The organism is Mycobacterium montefiorense, assembly GCF_025823255.1.
GTDB classification, from domain to species: Bacteria; Actinomycetota; Actinomycetes; order Mycobacteriales; family Mycobacteriaceae; genus Mycobacterium; species Mycobacterium montefiorense.
The window spans coordinates 190,101-213,668 of sequence record NZ_JACKVL010000017.1 but is presented as its reverse complement, the minus strand read 5'-3'; the positions used below and the strand labels follow the sequence as shown (position 1 = coordinate 213,668).

25 protein-coding genes are annotated in these 23,568 nt (G+C 66.2%); 19 read left to right on the top strand and 6 right to left on the bottom strand.

All coding sequences use genetic code 11. The features are described from left to right. Both H7K34_RS20920 and H7K34_RS20915 read left to right on the top strand, forming a co-directional pair. Entirely contained in the window at window positions 1–1,101 is a 1,101-nt protein-coding gene (locus H7K34_RS20920; RefSeq protein ID WP_372510863.1) for a UDP-N-acetylmuramate dehydrogenase, read from the top strand. A 39-nt stretch (window positions 1,102–1,140) separates the two neighbouring features. Next, window positions 1,141–2,502: a L,D-transpeptidase gene (locus H7K34_RS20915; protein ID WP_372510828.1), complete on the top strand. Its 1,362-nt coding sequence runs from the start codon at window positions 1,141–1,143 to the stop codon at window positions 2,500–2,502. Here the strand turns inward: H7K34_RS20915 and H7K34_RS20910 are convergent. Beyond that, window positions 2,486–3,235 carry an SDR family oxidoreductase gene (locus H7K34_RS20910; RefSeq protein WP_108926085.1) on the bottom strand — a complete coding sequence of 250 codons (750 nt, stop codon included), beginning with the start codon at window positions 3,233–3,235 and terminating at the stop codon, window positions 2,486–2,488. The two genes, H7K34_RS20915 and H7K34_RS20910, sit on opposite strands and share 17 nt — an antisense overlap. Window positions 3,236–3,413: 178 nt before the next feature. Between H7K34_RS20910 and H7K34_RS20905 the strand changes: the two genes are divergently transcribed. The 8 genes from H7K34_RS20905 to H7K34_RS26990 all read left to right on the top strand — a co-directional run bounded on the left by H7K34_RS20905 (window position 3,414) and on the right by H7K34_RS26990 (window position 11,299). Beyond that, window positions 3,414–4,721 (top strand): ROK family protein, encoded by a 1,308-nt coding sequence (locus H7K34_RS20905; RefSeq protein WP_264063972.1) that lies wholly within the window; start codon window positions 3,414–3,416, stop codon window positions 4,719–4,721. A gap of 59 nt (window positions 4,722–4,780) precedes the next feature. Next, a complete protein-coding gene (mshA, locus tag H7K34_RS20900) occupies window positions 4,781–6,115 on the top strand; it encodes a D-inositol-3-phosphate glycosyltransferase (RefSeq protein WP_264063971.1) in 1,335 nt (444 codons plus the stop codon). Continuing rightward, window positions 6,112–6,627, top strand: a complete 516-nt coding sequence (locus tag H7K34_RS20895) for a type III secretion system chaperone family protein (RefSeq protein WP_165839911.1) — start codon at window positions 6,112–6,114, stop codon at window positions 6,625–6,627. The genes mshA and H7K34_RS20895 overlap by 4 nt, the downstream gene beginning before the upstream one ends. A gap of 25 nt (window positions 6,628–6,652) precedes the next feature. After that, window positions 6,653–7,402: a phosphoglyceromutase gene (locus tag H7K34_RS20890; RefSeq protein ID WP_264063970.1), complete on the top strand. Its 750-nt coding sequence runs from the start codon at window positions 6,653–6,655 to the stop codon at window positions 7,400–7,402. A 162-nt stretch (window positions 7,403–7,564) separates the two neighbouring features. Next, window positions 7,565–8,794: a sensor histidine kinase gene (locus tag H7K34_RS20885; protein WP_108926087.1), complete on the top strand. Its 1,230-nt coding sequence runs from the start codon at window positions 7,565–7,567 to the stop codon at window positions 8,792–8,794. Between the two features lie 49 nt (window positions 8,795–8,843). Next, entirely contained in the window at window positions 8,844–9,527 is a 684-nt protein-coding gene (gene regX / locus H7K34_RS20880; RefSeq protein ID WP_108926088.1) for a two-component sensory transduction protein RegX, read from the top strand. 367 nt (window positions 9,528–9,894) lie between these two features. After that, window positions 9,895–11,112, top strand: coding sequence for a PPE family protein (locus tag H7K34_RS26665; RefSeq protein ID WP_272896336.1), 1,218 nt, complete (start codon window positions 9,895–9,897; stop codon window positions 11,110–11,112). 1 nt (window position 11,113) lies between these two features. Then, entirely contained in the window at window positions 11,114–11,299 is a 186-nt protein-coding gene (locus tag H7K34_RS26990; protein ID WP_372510826.1) for a PPE family protein, SVP subgroup, read from the top strand. Between the two features lie 46 nt (window positions 11,300–11,345). Here H7K34_RS26990 and H7K34_RS20870 read toward each other — a convergent pair whose 3' ends face one another. Both H7K34_RS20870 and H7K34_RS20865 read right to left on the bottom strand, forming a co-directional pair. Further along, on the bottom strand, window positions 11,346–12,287 hold the full coding sequence (locus tag H7K34_RS20870; protein WP_264063969.1) for a hypothetical protein: 942 nt from the start codon (window positions 12,285–12,287) through the stop codon (window positions 11,346–11,348). A 31-nt stretch (window positions 12,288–12,318) separates the two neighbouring features. Further along, entirely contained in the window at window positions 12,319–13,104 is a 786-nt protein-coding gene (locus H7K34_RS20865) for a hypothetical protein (protein ID WP_108926092.1), read from the bottom strand. 174 nt (window positions 13,105–13,278) lie between these two features. On the opposite strand from H7K34_RS20865, the gene H7K34_RS20860 reads away from it, so the two are divergent. The 9 genes from H7K34_RS20860 to H7K34_RS20820 all read left to right on the top strand — a co-directional run bounded on the left by H7K34_RS20860 (window position 13,279) and on the right by H7K34_RS20820 (window position 20,873). Continuing rightward, window positions 13,279–14,295 carry a Ppx/GppA family phosphatase gene (locus H7K34_RS20860; protein ID WP_264063968.1) on the top strand — a complete coding sequence of 339 codons (1,017 nt, stop codon included), beginning with the start codon at window positions 13,279–13,281 and terminating at the stop codon, window positions 14,293–14,295. Continuing rightward, on the top strand, window positions 14,292–15,311 hold the full coding sequence (locus tag H7K34_RS20855; RefSeq protein ID WP_264063967.1) for a hypothetical protein: 1,020 nt from the start codon (window positions 14,292–14,294) through the stop codon (window positions 15,309–15,311). The genes H7K34_RS20860 and H7K34_RS20855 overlap by 4 nt, the downstream gene beginning before the upstream one ends. Before the next feature lie 16 nt (window positions 15,312–15,327). Then, window positions 15,328–16,170 carry a sugar phosphate isomerase/epimerase family protein gene (locus H7K34_RS20850; protein ID WP_264063965.1) on the top strand — a complete coding sequence of 281 codons (843 nt, stop codon included), beginning with the start codon at window positions 15,328–15,330 and terminating at the stop codon, window positions 16,168–16,170. 13 nt (window positions 16,171–16,183) lie between these two features. Further along, a complete protein-coding gene (locus H7K34_RS20845) occupies window positions 16,184–17,014 on the top strand; it encodes a thioesterase family protein (RefSeq protein ID WP_264063964.1) in 831 nt (276 codons plus the stop codon). 36 nt (window positions 17,015–17,050) lie between these two features. Then, window positions 17,051–17,929: a pyrroline-5-carboxylate reductase gene (proC, locus tag H7K34_RS20840; RefSeq protein ID WP_201263613.1), complete on the top strand. Its 879-nt coding sequence runs from the start codon at window positions 17,051–17,053 to the stop codon at window positions 17,927–17,929. 140 nt (window positions 17,930–18,069) lie between these two features. Further along, window positions 18,070–18,324 (top strand): cell division/environmental response transcriptional regulator, encoded by a 255-nt coding sequence (locus H7K34_RS20835; RefSeq protein ID WP_108926097.1) that lies wholly within the window; start codon window positions 18,070–18,072, stop codon window positions 18,322–18,324. A 175-nt stretch (window positions 18,325–18,499) separates the two neighbouring features. Beyond that, entirely contained in the window at window positions 18,500–18,601 is a 102-nt protein-coding gene (locus tag H7K34_RS20830; protein WP_003402602.1) for a 30S ribosomal protein bS22, read from the top strand. 83 nt (window positions 18,602–18,684) lie between these two features. Continuing rightward, window positions 18,685–19,812: an SDR family oxidoreductase gene (locus H7K34_RS20825; RefSeq protein ID WP_372510825.1), complete on the top strand. Its 1,128-nt coding sequence runs from the start codon at window positions 18,685–18,687 to the stop codon at window positions 19,810–19,812. Then, the gene (locus tag H7K34_RS20820) at window positions 19,794–20,873 is read left to right on the top strand and encodes a lysophospholipid acyltransferase family protein (protein WP_264063963.1); all 1,080 of its coding nucleotides are present in this window, start codon (window positions 19,794–19,796) and stop codon (window positions 20,871–20,873) included. The genes H7K34_RS20825 and H7K34_RS20820 overlap by 19 nt, the downstream gene beginning before the upstream one ends. A gap of 98 nt (window positions 20,874–20,971) precedes the next feature. Here the strand turns inward: H7K34_RS20820 and cmaA2 are convergent, their stop codons facing one another. The 3 genes from cmaA2 to H7K34_RS20805 are packed head-to-tail and all read right to left on the bottom strand — an operon-like array spanning window position 20,972 to window position 23,389. Continuing rightward, window positions 20,972–21,880: a cyclopropane mycolic acid synthase CmaA2 gene (cmaA2, locus tag H7K34_RS20815; RefSeq protein WP_264063962.1), complete on the bottom strand. Its 909-nt coding sequence runs from the start codon at window positions 21,878–21,880 to the stop codon at window positions 20,972–20,974. Between the two features lie 10 nt (window positions 21,881–21,890). Next, window positions 21,891–22,424, bottom strand: a complete 534-nt coding sequence (locus H7K34_RS20810) for an FAS1-like dehydratase domain-containing protein (protein WP_264063961.1) — start codon at window positions 22,422–22,424, stop codon at window positions 21,891–21,893. A 47-nt stretch (window positions 22,425–22,471) separates the two neighbouring features. Then, window positions 22,472–23,389: an HAD family hydrolase gene (locus tag H7K34_RS20805; RefSeq protein WP_108926287.1), complete on the bottom strand. Its 918-nt coding sequence runs from the start codon at window positions 23,387–23,389 to the stop codon at window positions 22,472–22,474. Window positions 23,390–23,568 lie beyond the last annotated feature (179 nt).

Sequence of the window (23,568 nt, the reverse complement as noted above, 5' to 3'; positions counted from 1 at the left end):
CTGGTCAGGCTACCGTTACGGCCCGTGACCGGATCGCTGTACGCGGGTGCGCGCGTCGCCGAGGCGGCGCCGTTGGCTCCGCTGACCACTTTGCGGGTGGGACCGGCCGCGAGACGCCTGATTACCTGCACCAGCAGCGAACAAATCGTCGCCGTGCTGGCGGAGCTGGACCGGGCAAGCCGCGGACCGGTACTGGTGTTCGCCGGTGGCTCCAACCTGGTGATCGCCGACGACCTGACCGACCTGACCGCGGTGCAGTTGGCCACTCGCGGGATCACCGTCGACGGCAACGTGGTGCGCGCCGAGGCCGGCGCCGTCTGGGACGACGTGGTGCTCGCGTCCATCGAGCACGGGCTGGGCGGGCTGGAATGCCTGTCCGGCATCCCGGGATCGGCCGGTGCCACCCCCGTGCAGAACGTCGGGGCTTACGGCGCAGAGGTATCCGACACCATCAGCCGCGTCCGCGTGCTGGATCGCGGCAGCGGCGCGGTGCGCTGGATACCGGGCGGTGAGCTGGGCTTCGGCTACCGCACCAGCATGTTCAAGCGAGCCGGCGGTCAGCGGGTCCCAGCGGTCGTACTGGAAGTGGAGTTCGCGCTGGACGACTCGGGCCGCAGCGCGCCCTTGCGCTACGGCGAACTCGCGACGGCGCTGAACGCGACCAGCGGTGAGCGTGCCGAACCGGCGGCGGTTCGCGAGGCTGTGCTGGCCCTGCGGGCGCGCAAGGGCATGGTGCTCGACGCGGCCGACCACGACACCTGGAGCGTGGGTTCGTTCTTCACCAACCCGGTTGTCGCGCCGGGCGTTTATGAATCACTGGCGGCCCGGACCGACGGGCCGGTGCCGAACTATCCAGCACCCGACGGCGTCAAGTTGGCCGCCGGCTGGCTGGTGGAGCACGCGGGGTTCGGCAAGGGTTATCCGGCGGATCTGTCCGCCCCGTGCCGGTTGTCCACCAAGCACGCGCTTGCTCTGAGCAATCGCGGCAACGCGTCCACCGCGGATGTGATGGCGCTCGCTCGAGCCGTCCGCGACGGGGTCCGCGCCGTGTTTGCCATCACACTGGAACCCGAACCTGTCCTGGTGGGCTGTGGCTTGTAGCTGTGAATTTGGTCTAGCTGTACGCTTTCCCGACTGATTGTGGCGCCGACGGTGTCGGTCCTGCCGGTATCTTTTATTGTCGTGAGCACTTCCGACGCCCCGCCGCCAGTGAACCGGCGCCTGGCTTTGGCGGCCCTTGGGTTGGGTGTGTTCGCGCCGAGTGTGCTGGCCGCCTGCAGCGGCACCGTGGCCAAGCAAGCGCACAAGAACAAAGAGCAGTCGGCACCAAATCTGAAGTACCAGCCCGCCGACGCGGCCGCCGACGTAGTCCCCATCGCGCCGGTCAGTGTTTCGGTCAGCGACGGCTGGTTCCAGAAGGTGGCGTTGACGAATTCGTCCGGCAAGACCGTTGCCGGGGCGTTCAACCAAGACCGCACCGTCTACACGACGACCGAGCCGTTGGGCTACGACGCGAGCTACAGCTGGAGCGGATCGGTCGTCGGCCACGACGGCAAGGCCGTTCCCGTCACGGGCAAGTTCACCACCGTGGCGCCCACCAAGAAGATCGACGGCGGCTTCCAGTTGGCCGACGGTCAGACCGTCGGCGTCGCCGCGCCGATCATCATCCAATTCGACGCGCCGATCACCGACAAGGCCGCCGTCGAGAAGGCGCTGACCGTGACCACCAACCCGCCCGTGGAGGGCAGTTGGGCCTGGCTGCCCGACGAGCAGCAGGGCGCACGTATCCACTACCGGCCGCGCGAGTACTACCCGGCGGGCACCACCGTGAATGTCGACGCGAAGTTCTACGGGCTGCCGTTCGGCGACAGCGCCTACGGGCTGCAGGACATGTCGTTGAAGATCCAGATCGGCCGCAAGCAGGTGGTCAAGGCCGAGGTGCCGTCGCACCGCATCCAGGTCATCACCGATGCCGGCGTGATCATGGACTTCCCGTGCAGCTACGGCGAGGCCGACAAGGCACGCAACGTCACCCGCAACGGCATCCACGTGGTCACCGAGAAGTACGCCGACTTCTACATGTCCAACCCGGCCGCCGGCTACAGCCACGTGCACGAGCGCTGGGCGGTGCGGATCTCCAACAACGGCGAGTTCATTCACGCCAACCCATCGAGCGCGGGAGCACAGGGCAACACCAACGTCACCAACGGCTGTATCAACCTGTCAACCGAGGACGCCGCGGAGTACTACCCGACAGCGATCTACGGCGACCCGGTCGAGGTGACGGGCAGCACCATCCAGTTGTCCTACTCCGACGGCGACATCTGGGACTGGGCCGTCGACTGGGATACCTGGGTGGCCATGTCGGCGCTGCCGACGCCGAACGCGCATCCGCCGGCCAGCCAGATCCCGCTCACCGCGCCGGTCACACCGTCGACCGCGCCGAGTTTGTCGGGCACACCCACCACCACCACCACGACGTCGCCTAGCCCCGGCGGTTAAACCGCATGGTGTTGGCCTGGTCGCGCGGCTTCAGCACGATCAGGTCCAAGTCGACGTGCGAAGGCCGCGAGGCCACGAACCCGATCACCTCGGCCACGTCGGCCGCCGTCAGCGGCGTGATGCCGTCATAGACCGAGCCCGCGCGTTGCTCATCGCCGTCGAAGCGGACCAGCGAAAACTCGGTTTCCACCGCGCCCGGAGCGATTTCGGTGAGCCGTACCGGCTTGCCCAGTAGCTCGCCGCGCAGGGTGCGATGCAGCGCGCCTTGCGCGTGCTTGGCTGCCGTGTACCCCGCGCCGTTGTCGTAGACCTCGAAGGCGGCGACCGAGGTGACGGTGATGATCAGGCCGTCGCCAGAGTCGATCAGCTTGGGCAGCAGCGCGCGGGTGACCCGCAGCGTGCCGATCACGTTGGTCTCCCACATCCACTGCCAGTGCTCGAGGTCGGCGCCGGCGACAGGTGCCAATCCGCGAGCGCCCCCGGCATTGTTGACCAGCACATCGACCCGGCTCAATTTGCTCGCAAACGCCTCGACCCCAGCGTCGTCTGTGACGTCAGCCACAATTGCCGTGCCGTCGATCTCGTTCGCCAGGGCATTTATCCGATCGGCGCGGCGCGCCACAACGACAACGTGAAACCCAAGGGCTGCAAGGGTTTTAGCGGTTGCTTCGCCGATACCGGAGCTTGCGCCCGTGACCACTGCAACTCGTTGATCCGCATTAGCTGAACTCACCGAGACAACTCTAATGAACGTGCTAAATTTCTCGTGTGCACCACAGCGCCCAGTTCAGCAACACAGCCGCGTGTCTTTGCGCGGCATGTGCGTGTTGTTGCCGCGCACTTTGCCGCGCCTGAACCCAACACAGGTTGTGGCCAAGACCGGCCATTTGGAACTCGGACAAAGGACGCTCGTGCGCTCGACTTCTCTCACTCATACACTTCATTCGCCCAGCCGTAAGGGTCACCTGCGGCTGCACCGCCAGATTCTGCCGCCGTCGCTGCACATCTCCGACTCCGCCGCGGCCTCGGTATTTCGGGCGGTCCGGTTGCGCGGCCCAGTCGGCCGCGACGTCATCGCCGGAGTCACGTCGCTGAGCATCGCGACGGTGAACAGGCAAGTAATTGCGCTGTTCGACGCGGGTTTGCTGCGGGAGCGTGCCGACCTAGCGGTTTCCGGTGCCATCGGACGCCCTCGGGTACCGGTGGAGCTCAACCACGAACCGTTCGTGACGCTGGGCATCCACATCGGCGCGCGGACCACCAGCATCGTGGCCACCGATTTGTTCGGCCGCACGCTGGACACGGTGGAAACCCCGACGCCGCTGAGCCCCCCGGGAGCCGCGCTGACGTCGCTGGCCGAGAGCGCCACCCGCTACCTGCGGCGCTGGCATCGCCGCCGGCCGCTCTGGGTCGGGGTGGCAATCGGTGGCACGGTCGACGGCACCACCGGTCACGTCGACCACCCGCGGCTGGGCTGGCGGCAAGCGCCGGTCGGACCGGTGCTGGCCGACGCGCTGAGCCTGCCGGTGTCGGTCGCCTCGCACGTCGATGCGATGGCCGGAGCCGAGCTGTTGCTGGGCATGCGCCGGTTCGCGCCGAGCTCACCGACCAGCCTGTACGTCTACGCCCGCGAGACCGTCGGCTACGCGCTGGTCATCGGCGGACGAGTGCACTGCCCGTCCAGCGGCCCCGGCACCATCGCGGGCCTGCCGGCCCACTCTGAGCTGCTCGGCGGCAGCGGCCAGCTCGAATCCACGGTCAGCGATGAGGCCGTGCTGGCGGCGGCGCGCCGGCTGCGAATCCTGCCGACGGCTCCCGCGGGCCGTGCCAACGGCTCCGCCACCGCGATCACCGATCTGCTGCGGGTGGCCCGGGCCGGGAACCAGCAAGCCAAAGATCTGCTCTCGGAGCGGGCCCGGGTGCTCGGCGAGGCGGTCGCGCTGTTGCGTGACTTGCTCAATCCCGACGAGCTGGTGGTCGGCGGCCAGGCCTTCACCGAATATCCGGAGGCGATGGAGCGGGTCGAGGAGGCGTTCACCGAGCGCTCGGTGCTGGCGCCGCGGGACGTCCGCGTCACCGCCTTCGGCAACCGGGTGCAGGAGGCCGGAGCAGGAATTGTGTCGCTGGGCGGGGTGTACGCCGACCCGCTGGGTGCGATGCGCCGTGCCGGTGTGATCGGCTCCCGGATCCCGGAAATCATCCCGGAGTCTTCCGCCTGACGCGAACAAGCCGCACGCGGGCTGGGTTGGGTGAAAGCCCGTCCTGTAAAGATGAAAGTGTGCGGCACGACGACGTCCTCCTGCGCAGCGATCCACGCCGGGTCGCGCTACTGGCAGTGCACACCTCACCCCTGGCTCAACCGGGCACCGGCGACGCCGGCGGGATGAACGTGTACGTGCTGCAAAGTGCGCTGCATCTGGCCCGGCGCGGTATCGAGGTGGAGATCTTCACCCGGGCCACCGCGTCGGTCGATTCGCCGGTCGTGCAGGTTGAGCCCGGCGTGCTGGTGCGCAACGTGGTGGCGGGACCGTTCGAGGGCCTGGACAAGTACGACCTGCCCACCCAGCTGTGCGCGTTCGCGGCCGGGGTGCTGCGTGCCGAAGCGTCGCATGAGCCCGGCCACTACGACATCGTGCACTCCCACTACTGGCTGTCCGGTCAGGTCGGCTGGCTGGCCCGCGACCGCTGGGCGGTGCCGCTGGTGCATACCGCGCACACGCTTGCCGCGGTCAAGAACGCGGCGCTGGCCAACGGCGATGCGCCCGAGCCGCCGCTGCGCACCGTGGGGGAGCAGCAGGTCGTCGATGAGGCAGACCGGCTGATCGTCAACACCGATGATGAAGCAAGGCAATTGATTTCGATCCATCGCGCCGGTCCGGAGCGAATCGACGTGGTTCATCCCGGCGTCGACCTGGAGGTGTTTCATCCGGGTGATCGCCGCGCGGCGCGGGCCGCGCTGGGACTGCCGCTCGACGAACAGATCGTGGCGTTCGTCGGGCGCATCCAGCCGTTGAAGGCGCCCGACATCGTGCTGCGGGCGGCGGCGAAACTGCCGGCGGTGCGCATCGTGGTGGCCGGCGGGCCGTCGGGCAGTGGCCTGGCCACCCCGGACGGTTTGGTTCGGCTGGCCGACGAACTCGGGATCGCGGCGCGGGTGACGTTCCTGCCGCCGCAGTCCCGGGAGAATCTGGCCACCTTGTTCCAGGCCTCGAATCTTGTTGCGGTGCCAAGCTATTCGGAGTCTTTCGGCTTGGTTGCCGTCGAGGCGCAGGCCTGCGGAACTCCGGTGGTGGCGGCGGCGGTCGGCGGGCTGCCGGTGGCGGTGCGCGACGGTGTCACCGGCTCGCTGGTTTCCGGGCACGACGTCGGCGATTGGGCGCACGCACTCGATGGGCTGCTGCGGTTGGACGGCACGCCGCAGGGCACGGCGATGAGCCGGGCCGCGGCCGCGCACGCGGCGACATTCTCCTGGGAAAGCACCACTGACGCGTTGCTGGCCAGCTACCGGCGGGCCATCGGCGACTTCACCGCCGCGCGGCAGCGCCGGGTTCGCGACCGGGTCGCCGCCCGCAAACCGCGCCGCTGGACACCGCGTCGCGGGGTGGGCGCGTGAATTCGTCCGTGCAGCAGCTGATCGAGCGTGCCCTCGATGCCAGCGATCTGACGTACTCGAAACACGAAGGCGCACATGGTGGGAAGCCGGGGCTGGTGGTGGAGCTGCCCGGTGAGCGCAAGCTCAAGACCAACACCATCCTGAGCATCGGCGAGCACTCGGTGCGCGTCGAGGCGTTCGTGTGCCGCAAGCCCGACGAGAACTATGAGGGCGTCTACCGGTTCCTGCTCAGGCGCAACCGCCGGCTTTACGGAGTCGCTTACACGCTGGACAACGTCGGCGACATCTATCTGGTTGGCCGGATGTCGCTGGCATCGGTTGACGCCGAGGAGATCGATCGAGTGCTGGGGCAGGTACTCGAAGCGGTGGATGCGGACTTTAATACTTTGCTGGAGTTGGGTTTTCGCTCATCGATTCAGAAGGAATGGGATTGGCGGGTGTCGCGTGGCGAGTCGCTGAAGAATCTGGAGGCCTTCGCCCACTTGATCGACGACGACGATGACGACCGCTGAATGAGTGCGTGAGAGACTGACCGGCATGGGTGACACTGCGACGCTGGTACTGCTTCGCCACGGCGAAAGCGAATGGAACTCGCTGAACCTGTTCACGGGGTGGGTCGACGTCGGCCTCACCGAAAAGGGCCGCACCGAAGCGGTTCGCAGCGGCAAGCTGCTGACCGAACATAACTTGCTGCCCGACGTGCTCTACACCTCGCTGTTGCGACGCGCGATCACCACCGCACACCTGGCACTGGATGCGGCCGACCGGCTGTGGATCCCGGTACACCGCAGCTGGCGGCTCAACGAACGTCACTACGGCGCGCTGCAAGGCCTCGACAAGGCCGAAACGAAGGCCCGCTACGGCGACGAGCAGTTCATGGCGTGGCGGCGCAGCTACGACACCCCGCCGCCGCCAATCGAGAAGGGCAGCGAGTTCAGCCAGGACGCCGACCCGCGTTATGCCGATATCGGCGGCGGCCCGCTGACCGAATGCCTGGCCGATGTGGTGGTGCGGTTCCTGCCGTACTTCACCGACGTCATCGTCCCGGATCTGCGCTTTGGCAAGACGGTGCTGATCGTCGCCCACGGCAACTCGCTGCGCGCCCTGGTCAAGCACCTCGACCAGGTCTCCGACGGTGAGATCTCCGAGCTGAACATCCCGACCGGGATTCCGCTGCGTTACGACCTGGACGCGGACCTCCGTCCGGTGGTGCCGGGCGGTACCTACCTGGACCCCGACGCTGCGGCAGCCGGCGCCGCGGCGGTAGCCAGCCAGGGAGCCCGGTAGGTTGGCCGCGCCGCCTGATTTTCGTCGCTTTTGAGCGCAAAAGGCCCTCTGGCCAAATTTCGCATGAACGGCAGCCGAACACCTGTGGCGCAAGTTGTGACTTGTCCGATTTTGGCCTCGTTCCGCTAGGGCTGCGTTCACCAGATTTGTAGAATTTGGTTCGTGACTGTGTTCTCGGCGCTGTTGCTGGCCGGGGTCTTGTCCTTGCTGACGCTGGCCGTTGGTGTGGCGGCCGGCACCCGTTTGTCTGCACGTGTGGTCCGACGCCGTCAACGAGCGGCCACCGAATCGACTGGAATCACCATCGCGCAGATGTTGCAGCAGATCGTCACCCTGATGCCGTTGGGTGCCGCCGTGGTGGATTCACACCGCGACGTCGTTTACCTCAACGAGCGAGCCAAGGAATTGGGCCTGGTGCGCGACCGGCAGCTCGACGACCAAGCCTGGCAAGCGGCGCAGCAGGCGCTGGGCGGTGAGGAAGCCGAATTCGACCTACAGCCCGGCAAGCGCGCGGCCGCCGGGCGGTCCGGGATATCGGTGCACGGGCAAGCCCGGCTGCTCAGTGAAGAGGATCGCCGGTTCGCCGTGGTCTTCGTCCACGACCAGTCCGACTACGCCCGCATGGAGGCCACCCGGCGTGACTTCGTCGCCAACGTGAGCCACGAGCTCAAGACCCCGGTCGGCGCCATGGCGCTGCTCGCCGAGGCTCTGCTGGCGTCGGCCGACGACTCCGAAACCGTGCGCCGGTTCGCCGAGAAGGTGCTGATCGAGGCCAACCGGCTGGGGGACATGGTCGCCGAGCTCATCGAATTGTCCCGGCTACAGGGTGCCGAGCGGTTGCCGAACGTCACCGCTGTTGAGGTCGATACCGTTGTGTCCGAAGCAATTTCGCGTCACAAGGTGGCCGCTGACAACGCCAAGATCGAGGTTCGTACCGATTCGCCCGCCGGTTTACGGGTACTCGGGGACCAAACGCTGCTGGTGACCGCATTGGCCAATCTCGTGTCCAATGCGATCGCCTATTCGCCGCCGGGTTCACCGGTGTCGATCAGCCGTCGCCGGCGTGGCGAGAACATCGAGATCGCGGTCACCGATCGCGGCATTGGGATTGCGCTCGAAGACCAGGAACGGGTCTTCGAGCGGTTTTTCCGGGGGGACAAGGCGCGTTCGCGAGCCACCGGCGGCAGTGGGCTGGGGCTGGCGATCGTCAAGCACGTTGCGGCCAATCACGATGGCAGCATCGGCGTGTGGAGCAAGCCGGGAACCGGTTCGACGTTCACGTTGTCCATCCCGGCCTATCAGGACAGCGAACGCGACGAAGAATCCGAGCAACCCCGGGCTCGCGAGGTGCGGCCCAACAGGTCCCAACGAGAGGAAGAACTAAGTCGATGACCAGCGCATACGACGATGCAGAGCGAAGCGATGAGGAGGAGTGGCGCTCGTGACCAGTGTGCTGATAGTGGAGGACGAGGAGTCGCTTGCCGATCCACTGGCCTTCCTGCTCCGTAAGGAAGGCTTCGAAGCCACCGTGGTGACCGATGGGCCCGCGGCGCTATCCGAGTTCGATCGCGCCGGCGCGGACATCGTGCTGCTCGATCTGATGCTGCCGGGCATGTCGGGCACCGACGTGTGCAAGCAGCTGCGCGCTCGTTCCAGCGTTCCCGTGATCATGGTGACGGCCCGCGACAGCGAGATCGACAAGGTGGTCGGCTTGGAGCTCGGAGCCGATGACTATGTGACCAAGCCGTATTCGGCGCGCGAATTGATTGCGCGGATCCGGGCGGTGCTTCGCCGGGGCGGCGACGACGACTCCGAAATCAGTGACGGCGTCCTCGAGTCCGGCCCGGTGCGGATGGACGTCGAGCGGCACGTCGTGTCGGTCAGCGGCGACACAATTACCTTGCCGCTCAAGGAGTTTGATCTGCTCGAATACCTGATGCGCAACAGCGGTCGGGTGCTCACCCGTGGGCAGCTGATCGATCGGGTTTGGGGCGCGGACTATGTCGGCGACACCAAGACGCTGGACGTCCACGTCAAGCGGCTGCGGTCCAAGATCGAAGCCGACCCGGCCAACCCGGTGCACCTGGTGACGGTTCGCGGACTGGGCTACAAGCTCGAGGGCTAGTCGTTCGTCTGTTGTAAAGCTCTGACCCGCGCGAAACGCGTTGCCGCACATGGCAGTACGTCGCGTTGCGATTCTCGCCGAATCTCTGTTTGCTGAAAATCCGCTCCAGCCAGTCGGGACACTGGGGACATGCCATCAGGCAAGCGCCTGCTGGCAAATCAATGCAGTGCGTCGCCGCGGAGAGCGGGATACCCCACTTACCACTGACCGGCGGTCATTATCGAACCCCCTTGCGCTTGTGCCGGGCCCGTTAGACACTTTCTAGCAACACGCTTCAGAGGATTTGATCCTTAACGGGGAGACATGTGAGGCGCTTTTAGCAACACGTGTCAAAGGATTTCATCCTTAACTGGGGGAGGTTGAGGTCGTGGATTATGCGTTGTTGCCGCCTGAGGTAAATTCCGGGCTCATCTATGCCGGGCCGGGTTCGGGGCCGTTGTTGGCGGCTGCGGCAGGCTGGGATGCAGTGTTTGCCCAGTTGGAATCTGCCGCCAATGGTTACGCGTCGCAGGTTTCGCTGCTAACCGGCCAAGCCTGGTCGGGTCCGTCGTCGATGCTGATGGCTGCGGCGGCTGCGCCGTACACGGCGTGGCTACAGATCAGCGCTGCTCAGGCGGAGCAAACGGCCGCCCAGGCCTACGCCGCGGCAGCGGCTTATGAGGCGGCGTTTGCGATGACGGTGCCGCCTCCGATGGTCGCGGCCAACCGGGCGCAGTTGATGGCATTGGTGGCGACTAATTTCTTCGGGCAGAACACGTCCGCGATCGCGGCCACCGAGGCTCAGTACATCGAGATGTGGACGCAAGACACCACCGCCATGTATGCCTATGCTGCTGACGCTTCGACGGCGAGCACCCTGGAATCGTTCGAGGAGCCGCCGCGGACCACTAACGATGCCGGCCCCGCTAACCAGGCCCGCGCGGTGAGCCAGTCGGCAACGAACACCACCCAGCAAACAGTTACCAATGCCATTGGCCCGCTGCAGGATCCCACCCTGCAGCCCGGCAACATCATCACCCTCGCGCCGCGCGGCAACACCTTGGTCACCCTTAACCCCGGTGTCAGCGTCCAGGTCTTCCGCGGGTTCCCGATCGGGTTTGCCACCTCCACCGGTGCCACTGTCGATGTCGCCCAGGGGGTGGTCGAAACGGCCGACGGCTCCGCGACGGGGCTCATCACCTTGCCCGCTGGCGGTTACTTCTATCCCGCCTCGTCGGGCGCCACCTTCACCGTTGAGGCCGGCACAATGTATGCGTTGAACAACTCCGCCACGGCGGCGTCCATGACCATTACGGGAGGCGCTGTCGACGTCACTGGCGCCGCCAGCGCGTTTAGCTGGAACCCCGCCACCGGGGTCCTCACAGTCCTGGCGCACGGCAGCGTCAGCGTCGCTCCCGCCGCCCCGGTCCCTGCTGTTGTGTCGGGTTCGTCGAGTGGCGTGGCGGCCGCCCCGATGGCGGCTTCGCCGGGCTTGGTGGGGACGTCGGCAATTCAGCCTCAGTTCAATGCGGAGGGACTCGCGGATTGGGCTCGTCGACTATCTGACGCCGACCTAGCCGCCGGCCTCGGCCAGAGCGCCGGTTGAAATGGGTGAGGTGAACGTGCCGGTGCTGGCAGGGTGGCACGATTTCTCTAGCGTTCGCGTGCAGTGTGCGGGCCCGGGCACATCGTCTGCGCTGGGTGCGTTGTCGGTGCCTCCTGGCTGGCCGATGGCTGGCACAGAGGCGGATCCGGCCGCGCCGCCAGCGTCGCCGCGCTCGACGACACGGTAAATCGGCGCGCGGCTCCCCGGTTCTTCGCAGCAACGTGCACGTGCGCTCAGCGCAGGCCGACCTCGGCGTGCCCGGTTCCCAACACTGACCAGCTGTGGTCGACGACTCGGGTACGGCCTTCGCGGTGGCTGATCTCGACGTGAATGTCAGCCTGCTCGGTGTTGGTGCACACCGCGGTGTCCCCGTCGGGATCGGTGTAGCGCAGACTCACGCACCTTTGCTCCGGCTGGTCGACCCGGATCGACACCGCGCGGTTCCCGATGCGCCCCTTCAATTGCCAGTGGCCCAGCTGTAGCGTGGTCCGCATCCGGAGTGCGGGCAAAGGGCTTGCGGGCCAATCCTTTCCGTCGATACGGAAGCGGATGAACGCCATCGGTGCAAGTCTGCGCAGTCCGGGCTTGTGTGACACCGCGGTGACCACCTCCAAGACGTCGCCGCCGCCGAGGTCGGCGTGGATCCACCCCCAGCGCTTGGCGTTGCCGTGCCCGTAGATGTGGGCGAGGGCACCGCGCCAGCCGTCGACGCGTCTAGTCGCGGCGCCGATGGTCAGCGACCCGGTGAAGTCGGCGGTAGGCGCGACCACCACCTGAGCACCGGGCAGTAGCTCGCGTTCCGACGCCACCCGCGGAAACGTCCACAACGGCTTTCCGGCGTCCGTCCAGGACAGTTCCCAGGCGAGTGCTCCGGCCTGACCGGCCAGGCCTTCGGGCCCCACGCGTATGCCCCCGGCATCGAACCAGGTCGCACCGGCAGCGGCTAGAGCGGGCACAGGGCCGAACCGTTCGGTGTGCGGCGGGCCGTCCGGCGGAAACCAGGTTGCCCAGCCATGTGCATAGGGGTCACCGCCCTGGGTCGGGGCGACCGTCTCGCCGTGAACCCACAGGCCGGCGTGCGTCTGCGGGTCCGAGAGGGTGGCGTACCAGACTTCAAGCCGCCCGGCCGCACCCTTCCAGCGCGGAGCCGCCGCCGATCGCATCTCGTCATCCATGGGCCCACCTCCGGCCGGCTGGTGGGTGCGGTTACTCAGCGATTCGAGTCGCCGGGTGCACGGCGATGAGCCCTAATTGACTGCGGCGCTTACACATTGCCGCCAGCTCGGCATAGGCTTTGGAGCCGAGTAGTTCGCTGAGTTCGTCGGCCAGGCTTTCCCACACCGGCTTGGCGCCGACATGCGCGGCCGGATCGCCGGTGCAGTACCAGTGCAAGTCGGCGCCCCCGGAGCCCCAGCCGCGGCGGTCGTATTCGGTGATCCACGTCTTGAGGATCTCCGTGCCGTCGGGCCGCGTCACCCATTCCTGGCTGCGCCGGATCGGCAACTGCCAGCAGACCTCGGGTTTCATCGTCAGCGGCGGCACGCCCAGCTTGAGCGCCTTGCTGTGCAGCGCGCAACCGACCCCGCCGGCAAAGCCGGGCCGATTCAAGAAAATGCACGCCTGCTTGTATTTGCGGGTGCGGTACTGGGGCTGGCCTTCATGCTCGTCGAGTTCGAGATAACCCTTACGGCCCAAGCCTTTTTCGCGAAATTGCCAGTCATCGTCGGTGAGTTGTTTGACTGCGTCGTCCAAGCTGGCGCGGTCGTCGTCGTCGGACAGGAATGCGCCGTGCGAGCAACACCCGTCGTCCGGGCGGCCCTCGACCGTGCCGCGGCAGGCCGGTGTGCCGAAAACACACGTCCAGCGGGACAGCAGCCAGGTGAGATCGGCCGCGATCAAGTGTTCCGGATTGTCCGGATCGAAGAACTCCACCCATTCACGGGCAAAATCCAACTCCACTTCTTGCCCAGGCTCGGGGTGCGAATTCGCCACGGATGCAACGTTAGACCAATATTCGTGTCCATCGACCTGCTGACACTCGCGCCCGCCCGGTGATGGATCAGCGGATCCCGGTTTGCCCCGGAATCGTGGCTCGCCGCGCCGGAATGTTGGGCTTCCCAGCGGGGCGCAACCCAAACCGCATCGGTGTCCCGCTAGTTTGTTTTCGTGCGATTAGGCGTGCTTGACGTGGGTAGCAATACGGTCCATCTATTGGTGGTCGATGCCCACCGCGGCGGGCATCCGACCCCGATGAGTTCGACGAAAGCCACGTTGCGGTTGGCCGAGGCCACCGATAGCTCGGGCAAGATCACCAAGCGCGGCGCCGAAAAGCTGACCTCCACGATCGACGAGTTCGCAAAGATCGCCGTCAGCTCCGGTTGTTCGGAATTGATGGCTTTTGCCACCTCCGCGGTCCGCGACGCGGAGAATTCCGACGACGTGTTGACCCGGGTGCGCAAAGAGACCGGTGTCGACTTGCAAGTACTGACCGGGGTGGACGAGTCCCGGCTGACCTTTCTGGCGGTGCGCCGCTGGTACGGGTGGAGCGCCGGGCGAATCATCAACCTCGACATCGGGGGCGGCTCGCTGGAGCTGTCCAGCGGTGTCGACGAGGAACCCGAAGTGGCGTTGTCGCTGCCGCTGGGCGCCGGGCGGTTGACCCGCGAGTGGCTGCCCGACGATCCGCCCGGGCGGCGCCGGGTGGCAATGTTGCGCGATTGGCTGGACACTGAATTGGCGGATGCCAGCACGGCCGTGCTCGACGCCGGCGCCCCGGACCTCCCGGTGGCGACGTCGAAGACTTTCCGCTCGCTGGCGCGGCTCACCGGTGCGGCGCCGTCAGCCGCCGGACCACGGGTGAAGAGAACCCTGACCGCCAACGGCCTCAGACAACTCATATCTTTCATCTCTAGGATGACCACCGCTGACAGGGCGGAATTGGAAGGAGTCAGCGCCGAGCGGGCGCCGCAGATCGTGGCGGGCGCTCTGGTGGCGGAGGCGAGCATGCGAGCACTGTCGATGGAAACAGTGGATATCTGCCCGTGGGCATTACGGGAAGGTCTCATCTTGCGCAAGCTCGACAGCGAAGCCGACGGAACCGCCCTCGTAGAGACTTCGGTGCGCAATGCTGGAGGTCAGGGAGTTGATCGGAACACCAACCGATCGAGAGGCGACAAACCATGACCGGACCACATTCCGAGACCGAGAGCCCCGGCACTCGGCCCATCTCGGTGGCCGAACTGCTGGCCAGGAACGGAACCATTGGCTCCCCCGCTGTCACCCGACGGCGGCGGCGCCGCCGCGGCGATAGCGACGCGGTGACCGTCGCCGAGCTGACCGGTGAGATTCCCGTCATCCGCGACGATGACGAGCACGACGAGACAACACACCAAGCCCACGGCTCGGTCGAGGTCGCCGAGACCGAGTCCGAAGCAAGCCCCAAGCCGGTCGACGAACAACTGGCTACCCGGGACCAGCCCAAACCCGGGTACTGGACTGAAGCAGAGCCGCGTTGGCCCAAGTCGCCACCGCAGCCGCCCCGGGTCGGGCCCGAGCGCAGTGCCTACCCGCGGCCCGCGCGCCGCGATGCAGAGCAAGCCGAGGAACCTGCCGGGACGCCGATGCCGTCGTCCGGCGCCGAGGACATGAGCCCGGATCCGCTGGAGCAATACGCGGATATGCCGGTGGACGTGATGGACTCCGAGGTGCGCGAAGCCGAACCCGCGACCGAGGATTCGGCTTACGTGCGTTCCTACTTGCAGACGTCGGATTCGACCCTGTTCGGCGGGCAGACCCTGGCCGACGAGGTGGCTCGACGGCGCAGCGACGAGCGCGACGAAGCCGACGCGGACTCGCTGAACGCCGCGAAGGCTGTCGAGGAAGACCACCCGGCCGCGGCTCCGCCCAAGGACGCGCACCCGGCGCCGGGCCGATTAGCGGCGCTGTGGCACGGCAGCCTGATCGTGTTCCAGTCAATGCTGGCCGTCGCATTCGGCGCCGGGCTTTTCATCGCGTTCGACCAACTGTGGCGATGGAACAGCCTGGTAGCGCTGGTGCTGTCGGTGCTGGTCATCCTCGGTCTGGTGGCCGGGGTGCGGGTAGTCCGCAAAACCGAGGACATCGCGAGCACGCTGATCGCGGTGGCGGTCGGGGCGCTGATCACCTTGGGACCGCTGGCGCTATCCATGCAGTCCGGCTAGGCGTCACCCGCAAACTGTGCGCCCCGCAATCAAGGTCGGCCTGTCCACGGCCTCGGTCTACCCGTTGAGGGCCGAGGCGGCATTCGAGTATGCGGCCAGGCTCGGCTATGACGGGGTCGAGCTGATGGTGTGGAGCGAGTCGGTCAGCCAGGACGTCGCCGCCGTCAAGAAGCTGTCGCGGCGCTACCACGTGCCGGTGCTGTCGGTGCACGCTCCCTGCCTGCTGATCTCGCAGCGAGTGTGGGGTTCCAACCCGATTCCCAAGCTGGAACGCAGCGTGCGGGCCGCCGAGCAACTCGGTGCGCAGACCGTCGTCGTGCATCCGCCGTTTCGCTGGCAGCGGCGCTACGCCGAGGGATTCAGCGAGCAGGTGACGACCCTGGAAGCGTCCAGCGACGTGATGGTCGCGGTGGAGAACATGTTCCCGTTCCGGGCCGACCGGTTCTTCGGGGCCGACCAGTCGCGGGAGCGGATGTGCAGGCGCGGCGGCGGCCCAGGACCGGCGATTTCGGCGTTCGCGCCGTCGTATGACCCGCTGGACGGCAACCACGCGCACTACACGCTGGACCTGTCGCACACCTCGACCGCAGGCACCGACGCGCTGGAAATGACGGAACGGATGGGCGCGGGCCTGGTGCATCTGCATTTGTGCGACGGCAGCGGCATGCCGTCGGACGAGCACCTGGTGCCCGGGCGCGGCACGCAACCCACCGCCGAGGTGTGCCAGATGCTGGCCGCCGGCCAGTTCGCCGGCCACGTCATCCTCGAGGTGTCCACGTCCACCGCGCGCTCGGCCAGCGAACGTGAAGCCATGCTCGCCGAATCGCTGCAATTCGCCCGCACGCATTTGATGCGATGACCCTCAGGAGACCATGACCGCGCTATTCACCACCGCAATGACGTTGCGGGAGGTCGATCCGGGTGTATTCGAGGGAGAGCTCAACAAGCACTGGACCATCGGGACCAAGGTGCACGGCGGCGCGATGCTGGCGCTGTGCGCCAACGCCGCGCGCAGCGCGTGCGCCGGGCACCCGGCCGGACTCGAGCCGGTTGCGGTGTCGGCGAGCTTCCTGTGGGCGCCCGATCCGGGACCGATGCGGCTGCTGACCTCGATCCGCAAGCGCGGCCGCCGGATCTGTGTTGTCGACGTCGAACTCCTGCAGGGCGATCGCACCGCCGTGCACGCCGTGGTCAACCTCGGCGAGCCCGAGCACTTTTCGCCCGACGGTGACACGGCGCCGCTGCTGTCGGCGAATCCCGTCGCGGATCTGATGGCTGCAGAGCCGCCCGACGACGTCGAGCCGATCGGGCCCGGTCACCCGCTGGCCGGGCTGGTGCACCTCGGCGAGGGCTGCGATGTCCGGCCGTTGCTGTCCACGCTTGCGCCCAGCACCGACGGGCGGCCGCCGGTGCTGCAGATGTGGGCGCGGCCGCGCGACGTTGCTCCTGACGCCCTCTTCGCGCTGATGTGCGGCGATCTATCTGCACCGGTGACCTTCGCCGTGCAGCGCACCGGATGGGCACCCACGATTGCGCTCACCGCCTTCCTGCGGGCACTGCCCGCCGACGGCTGGTTGCGCGTGATCTGCACCTGCCTCGAGATCGGGCACGACTGGTTCGACGAGGACCACATCGTCGTCGACAGCCTGGGCCGGCTCGTTGTCCAGTCCCGCCAATTGGCGCTGGTGCCCGCGCCCCGGTAACCGGGAGAAGCCCGGCCGTCTGCGATGCTTTCTCCCATGGCGAGAATCGCGATCATAGGCGGTGGCAGCATCGGCGAAGCCTTGCTGTCGGGTCTGCTTCGGGCAGGTCGGCAGGTCAAAGACCTGGTGGTGTCCGAACGTGTGCCGGAACGCGCCAAGTACCTGGCCGACACCTATTCGGTGTTGGTGACGTCGTCACTGGCCGACGCCGTCGAGCACGCCACGTTTGTTGTCGTTGCGGTGAAGCCCGCCGATGTCGAGTCGTTGATGGGGGAGCTGGCCCGAGTCGCCGCCGCGGCCGAGGACGGTAGCGCCGAGCAGGTTTTCGTCACCGTCGCGGCTGGAATCACGGTCACCTACTTCGAGTCCAAGCTCCCGGCGGGAACACCGGTGGTCCGGGCGATGCCGAACGCGGCGGCGGTGGTGGGTGCGGGGGTGACCGCCCTGGCCAAGGGACGTTTTGTCACCGGCCCGCAGCTCGAGGAGGTTTCGGCGTTGTTCGAGGCCGTCGGCGGCGTGCTGAGTGTCCCCGAGTCTCAAATGGACGCGGTGACCGCACTTTCGGGTTCGGGGCCCGCCTATTTCTTTTTGATGGTCGAGGCTCTGGTGGACGCGGGCGTCGCGGCGGGGCTGAGCCGGGACGTGGCGACCGGCCTGACGGCACAGACCATGGCCGGTTCGGCGGCGCTGCTGCTGGAACGGCTCGATCAGGAGCGGGGACCGGCCGGCAGCGAGGCCCTGGGGAAGCAAGGGGATACCGCCGCGGCCCAGCTGCGAGCCACGGTGACTTCTCCGGGCGGTACGACCGCCGCTGCGCTGCGCGAACTCGAACGAGGAGGCCTGCGGACAGCCGTCGACGCGGCCGTTCAGGCCGCTAAAAAGCGCTCTGAACAGCTAAGAATTACATCGGAATAATTCAAGAAATTTAAAATGATTGTCCCCCACCAGTACCAGTAACCCCACTAGTCCCGCTATTCTCCTTTGTGTATGCCCGTGTGGGTGCCAGCGGAGGGGAAGCCGCTGGCGTTGCGCGGGCCTGACACGATTGGGTTGCGATGACGTCTACGAACGGGCCATCGGCGCGGGATTCCGCAGGTAAGCCGCGGGATACAGCTTCTGTCGATAGCCAGGCCAGGACACAATTTCTCACCGTCGCCGAAGTGGCGGCCCTGATGCGGGTCTCCAAGATGACCGTTTACCGCTTGGTGCACAACGGAGAGCTACCGGCGGTGCGGGTTGGCCGGTCCTTCCGGGTGCACGCGAAGGCGGTGCACGACATGCTGGAGACGTCCTACTTCGACGCCGGCTGAGTCACCCCTGGCCGCGAGACGACGGCGGACGGGTCGGGACTGGCGCGTGGCCTTTTGAGCGGTCGCGCGACTGGGTGGTTTGGTGTTCGGTGCGGCCCGCCGGGTAAAGTGACTCGAGATTTTCAAGTCCTTTAGCAGTCCTTAACAAGCGGTCACAGGTCAGATAGCGGAGTTCATGGGTTCAGTAATCAAGAAGCGGCGCAAGCGTATGTCGAAGAAGAAGCACCGCAAGCTGCTGCGTCGCACGCGGGTGCAGCGCAGAAAACTTGGCAAGTAAGCCCCGCTTCGCCGCATTACCGAACTCGCCGACTGCCGCGCCGCTGTAGCGCCGGGGCTTGTCTCGGCCGTTAGGCTATTTGCGTGGATTCGTCGAGCGGGGGCGGCGCCGGAACCGGCGACAACGCGGATAACACCATGCACTACCCGAAAGTGGTGCTGGTTACCGGTGCGTGCCGGTTTCTCGGTGGCTACCTGACTGCCCGGCTGGCGCAGAACCCGCTGATCCAGGGCGTTATCGCCGTAGACGCGATCGCCCCCAGCAAGGACATGCTGCGCCGGATGGGCCGGGCCGAATTCGTCCGCGCCGACATTCGTAATCCCTTCATAGCCAAGGTGATTCGCAACGGCGACGTCGACACGGTGGTGCACGCCGCGGCGGCGTCGTATGCGCCGCGCTCCGGCGGGACGGCGGCGCTGAAGGAACTCAACGTGATGGGCGCCATGCAGCTTTTCGCGGCCTGCCAGAAAGCGCCCTCGGTGCGACGCGTCGTGCTGAAGTCGACCTCCGAGGTCTACGGGTCGAGCCCCCGCGATCCGGTGATGTTCACCGAGGACAGCAGCAGCCGTCGGCCCCTGCGCGGTGGTTTCGCCAAGGACAGCCTCGATATCGAGGGCTACGTGCGCGGGCTGGGCCGGCGCCGGCCGGACATCGCGGTGACGATTCTGAGGCTGGCCAACATGATTGGGCCGGCGATGGACACCACACTGTCGCGGTATCTGGCCGGGCCGGTGGTGCCGACCATGCTCGGCCGCGATGCGCGATTGCAGTTGCTACACGAGCAAGATGCATTGGGTGCGCTGGAGCGTGCGGCGATGGCAGGCAAGGCCGGCACCTTCAACGTCGGCGCCGAGGGCATCGTCATGCTGTCGCAGGCGATCCGTAGGGCGGGCCGGATTCCGTTGCCGGTACCCGGTTTCGGGGTGTGGGCGCTGGATTCGCTGAGACGGGCTAACCGTTACACCGAAATAAATCGTGAACAATTCAATTACTTAAGCTATGGCCGAGTCATGGACACGGCGAGGATGCAGTCCGAGCTCGGCTACCAGCCGAAATGGACGACGGCGGAGGCGTTTGACGACTACGTTCGTGGTCGCGGCTTGACTCCCATAATCGACCCACATGGGGTACGCTCCTTGGAGGGTCGCGCCATAGCCTTAGCGCAGCGCTGGGGAAGCCGAAATCCAATTCCATGGGGTGGGGTCAGGTAGATATCGTGGCGGGTGAAACCAGAGCGAATGTCATTCCCCTGCACAGCAATAAGGGTCGAGTCGCAGCTCGCCGGAGAGCCGAAGCCTCGCGTCAGCATCCCTCGCTGCTCTCCGATCCGCACAACCGGGCGTCGGCCGAACAGCTCGCCGCAGTAGTTCGTGAAATCGACGAGCACCGTCGCGTCGGGGGCGGAACTTCGGCAACCGAAGCGCCGCTCAGCGAGTTTGCCCAACAGGTCGCCGCGGTTGCCGGATTCTTCCGGCAGCGGTTGACGGGCGACTACACCGTCGACGAGTTCGGGTTCGATCCGCACTTCAACAACGCCGTCGTCCGGCCTTTGCTGAGATTCTTTTTCAAGTCGTGGTTCCGGGTCGAGGTCACCGGAATCGAGAACCTGCCGAGCGAAGGCGCCGCGCTGTTGGTGGCCAATCACGCCGGGGTGTTGCCGTTCGACGGACTGATGTTGTCGGTGGCGGTGCACGACGAGCATCCGGCGCAGCGCGACATGCGGCTGCTCGCCGCCGACATGGTGTTCGACATGCCGTTGATTGGCGAAGCCGCCCGCAAGGCGGGTCACACCATGGCCTGCACCACCGACGTGCACCGGCTGCTGGCCGCGGGCGAGCTGACCGCGGTGTTCCCGGAGGGCTACAAGGGCCTGGGCAAGCGCTTCGAGGACCGCTACCGGCTGCAGCGGTTCGGTCGCGGCGGCTTTGTGACGGCGGCGTTGCGCACCAGGGCGCCGATCATCCCGTGCTCGATCATCGGGTCCGAAGAGATCTACCCGATGCTGACCGACGTGAAGCTGTTGGCGCGGCTGTTCGGCCTGCCCTACTTCCCGGTCACTCCGCTGTTTCCGTTGGCCGGGCCGGCCGGCCTGGTGCCGCTGCCGTCGAAGTGGCGGATCGCGTTCGGCGAGCCGATCTACACCAACGACTACGCCCCCTCCGACGCCGAGGACCCGATGGTCACCTTCGAGTTGACAGATCAGGTGCGCGAGACGATCCAGCAGACGCTGTACCGGCTGCTCGCCGGGCGCCGCAACATCTTCTTGGGCTGAGCTTTTCGCTTCAGCGTCTTGACCTAACTCCGCTACGTCGCCTGCAGATATGCAAGTGCCCCGGTGCCAGGGCGCCGGGGCACTATGCATGCAAGCGGTTACTTGACCAGGGTGAACTGGCACACGTTCGTGTAGCCGTCGCGGAACAGATCCGAGCAGCCCCGCAGGTAGTGCATGTAGATGTCGTAGGTCTCCTGCCCTTTAAGGGCGATCGCCTCTTCCTTGTGTGCCTCGAGCGCATCCGCCCAGGCGTTCAACGTCCGAACGTAGTTCCATCCGATTTCGTGATGGCGCTCGATCTTGAAACCCGCCTGGGTCGAGTAGTGGTCGACCTGGTCGATCTGCGGCAACTTCCCGCCCGGGAAGATCTCCCTGAGGATGAAACTGATGAAGCGCAGCAGGCTCATCTTTATCTTCAAGCCGCTGTCTTTGGTCTGCTCGGCACTGGGCACCACGATCGTGTGCAGCAGCATCCGGCCGTCGTCGGGCAGCAAGTTGTAGTACTTCTTGAAGAACGTGGCATAGCGCTCGTATCCGGCGTCACCGGCGCCATCGGCGAAGTGCTCGAATGCGCCCAGTGACACGATGCGGTCGACCGGCTCGTCGAATTGCTCCCAGCCCTGGATCCGCACCTCTTTGCGACGCGGACTGTCGACCTCTTCGAACTTCGCCTTGTCGTGGGCGAACTGGTTCTCGCTCAGCGTCAGGCCGATCACATTGACGTCGTACTCCTGGACGGCGTGGCGCATCGTCGAACCCCAGCCGCAGCCGATGTCGAGCAGCGTCATGCCGGGCTCTAGGTTCAGCTTGTCCAGCGCCAGCTTGCGTTTGGCGAACTGCGCTTCTTCGAGCGTCATGTTGGGACGCTCTTCAAAGTAGGCGCAGCTGTAGGTCATCGACGGGTCAAGCCAAAGCTTGAAGAATTCGTTTGATTTGTCGTAGTGGGACCGGACCGCTTCGACCGGTGGCTTTAACTGGGTGCCACCTGTTTCCCCCTGTGACGTCATTAAATCGACCCTACTTTCCTGCAGAAATGGACGCAATCGCGGCGACGGTTTCTTCAGCGCCGACTTCCTGATTTGCAGCCTCACCGAGCATCGTCACGGTGCTGGTTATGAGGGGGTTCCCATCGGCATCGGTGATCTCGCTGCGGATCTCCGCGATAACGGTGCCGTGGGACTCGATTACCGAGTCTAGATACGTGTCAAAGTGCAACTTGTCGTGGGCCAGGACCGGGCGGTGAAACTTGAACTTCTGGTCTCGGTGAAGAACCCTGGCGATATTGATCGGGATGCTGAACTTGGTGAAGATGTCCAGCTGCACACGCCGGCCCGCGATCGCCAGGAACGTCAGCGGGGCCACCACGGCGGGATACCCAGCCTCGGCGGCATCAATCTCGCTGAAGTGCGTCGGGTGCTCGTCTTGCACCGAGCTCGCGAACTCTCGGATCTTCTCTCGACCGACCTCGAAGTAGTCCGGTGCCCGGTAGTGGCTGCCGATGAGGCTCTGGGTCCCCTCTGGAAGGTGCTTGGAGCCCTCTGGAGTTGTCATGGCTTTGCCCGCTCCCCACTCGAATCGTTGCTCAGCGGCGCAGCTTATCAGCGTGATTGACGTCGCGACGCCAACGCCGCCAGCGCACCGCCCGCCGCGCCGAGCGCCAGCGCCGACGGCACTCCAATCCGGGCCGCCTTGCGCGCGGTCCGGAAGTCGCGGATCTCCCATCCCCGTTCGCGGGCCAGGCTGCGTAAACGCGCGTCGGGGTTGATGGCGACCGCCGTGCCCACCAACGACAGCATGGGCACGTCGTTGTAGCTGTCGGAATAGGCCGTGCATCGTTTGAGGTTGAGGCCCTCGCGGATCGCCAGGGACCGCACGGCATGTGCCTTGCCGGGACCGTGCAGGATGTCCCCGACGAGCCGGCCGGTGAAGATGCCGTCGACCGACTCCGCGACCGTCCCGAGCGCACCGGTCAGGCCGAGCCGGCGCGCGATGGTAGCGGCGAGCTCATACGGCGTTGCGGTGATCAGCCACACCTGCTGGCCGGCGTCCAGGTGCATCTGGGTGAGTTCGCGGGTGCCATCCCAGATCTTGTCGGCGATGATCTCGTCGTAGACGTCCTCGCCGAGAGCGACCAACTCCTCGACCGAGCGGCCTTCGATGAAGGTGAGCGCTTTGCGCCGGCCGGCGGCGACGTCCTCGCTGTTCTCCTTGCCGAGCAGCTGAAACTTGGCCTGCGCGTAGATGAATCCGACCACATCGCGATAAGTGAAGTAGTTACGTGCGGCCAGCCCGCGTCCGAAATGCACCGCGGAGGAGCCTTGCACCAGCGTGTTGTCCACGTCGAAGAAGGCGGCGGCGGTCAGGTCGATCGGCGGTTGCGGGCCACCCTCCGCAGCGGTCGCTTCCTGCAAGCCTTCAAGCGCACGGGCCGCGCTGGCGTTCGTGGCGACCGATTCCAGGTCGACTCGAACGGCGGGGTCGGCGCTGATCGACTCATCCGACTCAGAGGAAGTCATCGCCACACCTCCTAGATCACCGTGCCGCCTGGTGGCCCGGTGTTGCGGCCGCTGTTAACCCTATCCGGCAGTTGGGGTCGGCAGGTTTACACCTCTGGCATCGGATGGTGTCACGACCGCCGGCGGTGCGGTGGTGTTCGGCTGGTCGCGCGAAATGCCTTCGTGGACTTGGTGTTCGC

What these genes read in the sequence shown, in the direction of transcription:
- H7K34_RS20845 (WP_264063964.1), top strand. Translation starts at nt 16,184, where the DNA reads ATGACCGCGCTATTCACCACCGCAATGACGTTGCGGGAGGTCGATCCG.
- H7K34_RS20835 (WP_108926097.1), top strand. Translation starts at nt 18,070, where the DNA reads ATGACGTCTACGAACGGGCCATCGGCGCGGGATTCCGCAGGTAAGCCG.
- cmaA2 (WP_264063962.1), bottom strand. Translation starts at nt 21,880, where the DNA reads ATGACGTCACAGGGGGAAACAGGTGGCACCCAGTTAAAGCCACCGGTC.
- H7K34_RS20855 (WP_264063967.1), top strand. Translation starts at nt 14,292, where the DNA reads ATGACCGGACCACATTCCGAGACCGAGAGCCCCGGCACTCGGCCCATC.
- H7K34_RS20805 (WP_108926287.1), bottom strand. Translation starts at nt 23,389, where the DNA reads ATGACTTCCTCTGAGTCGGATGAGTCGATCAGCGCCGACCCCGCCGTT.
- proC (WP_201263613.1), top strand. Translation starts at nt 17,051, where the DNA reads ATGGCGAGAATCGCGATCATAGGCGGTGGCAGCATCGGCGAAGCCTTG.
- H7K34_RS26990 (WP_372510826.1), top strand. Translation starts at nt 11,114, where the DNA reads ATGGGTGAGGTGAACGTGCCGGTGCTGGCAGGGTGGCACGATTTCTCT.
- H7K34_RS20820 (WP_264063963.1), top strand. Translation starts at nt 19,794, where the DNA reads ATGGGGTGGGGTCAGGTAGATATCGTGGCGGGTGAAACCAGAGCGAAT.
- H7K34_RS20870 (WP_264063969.1), bottom strand. Translation starts at nt 12,287, where the DNA reads ATGGATGACGAGATGCGATCGGCGGCGGCTCCGCGCTGGAAGGGTGCG.
- H7K34_RS20890 (WP_264063970.1), top strand. Translation starts at nt 6,653, where the DNA reads ATGGGTGACACTGCGACGCTGGTACTGCTTCGCCACGGCGAAAGCGAA.
- H7K34_RS20830 (WP_003402602.1), top strand. Translation starts at nt 18,500, where the DNA reads ATGGGTTCAGTAATCAAGAAGCGGCGCAAGCGTATGTCGAAGAAGAAG.
- H7K34_RS20810 (WP_264063961.1), bottom strand. Translation starts at nt 22,424, where the DNA reads ATGACAACTCCAGAGGGCTCCAAGCACCTTCCAGAGGGGACCCAGAGC.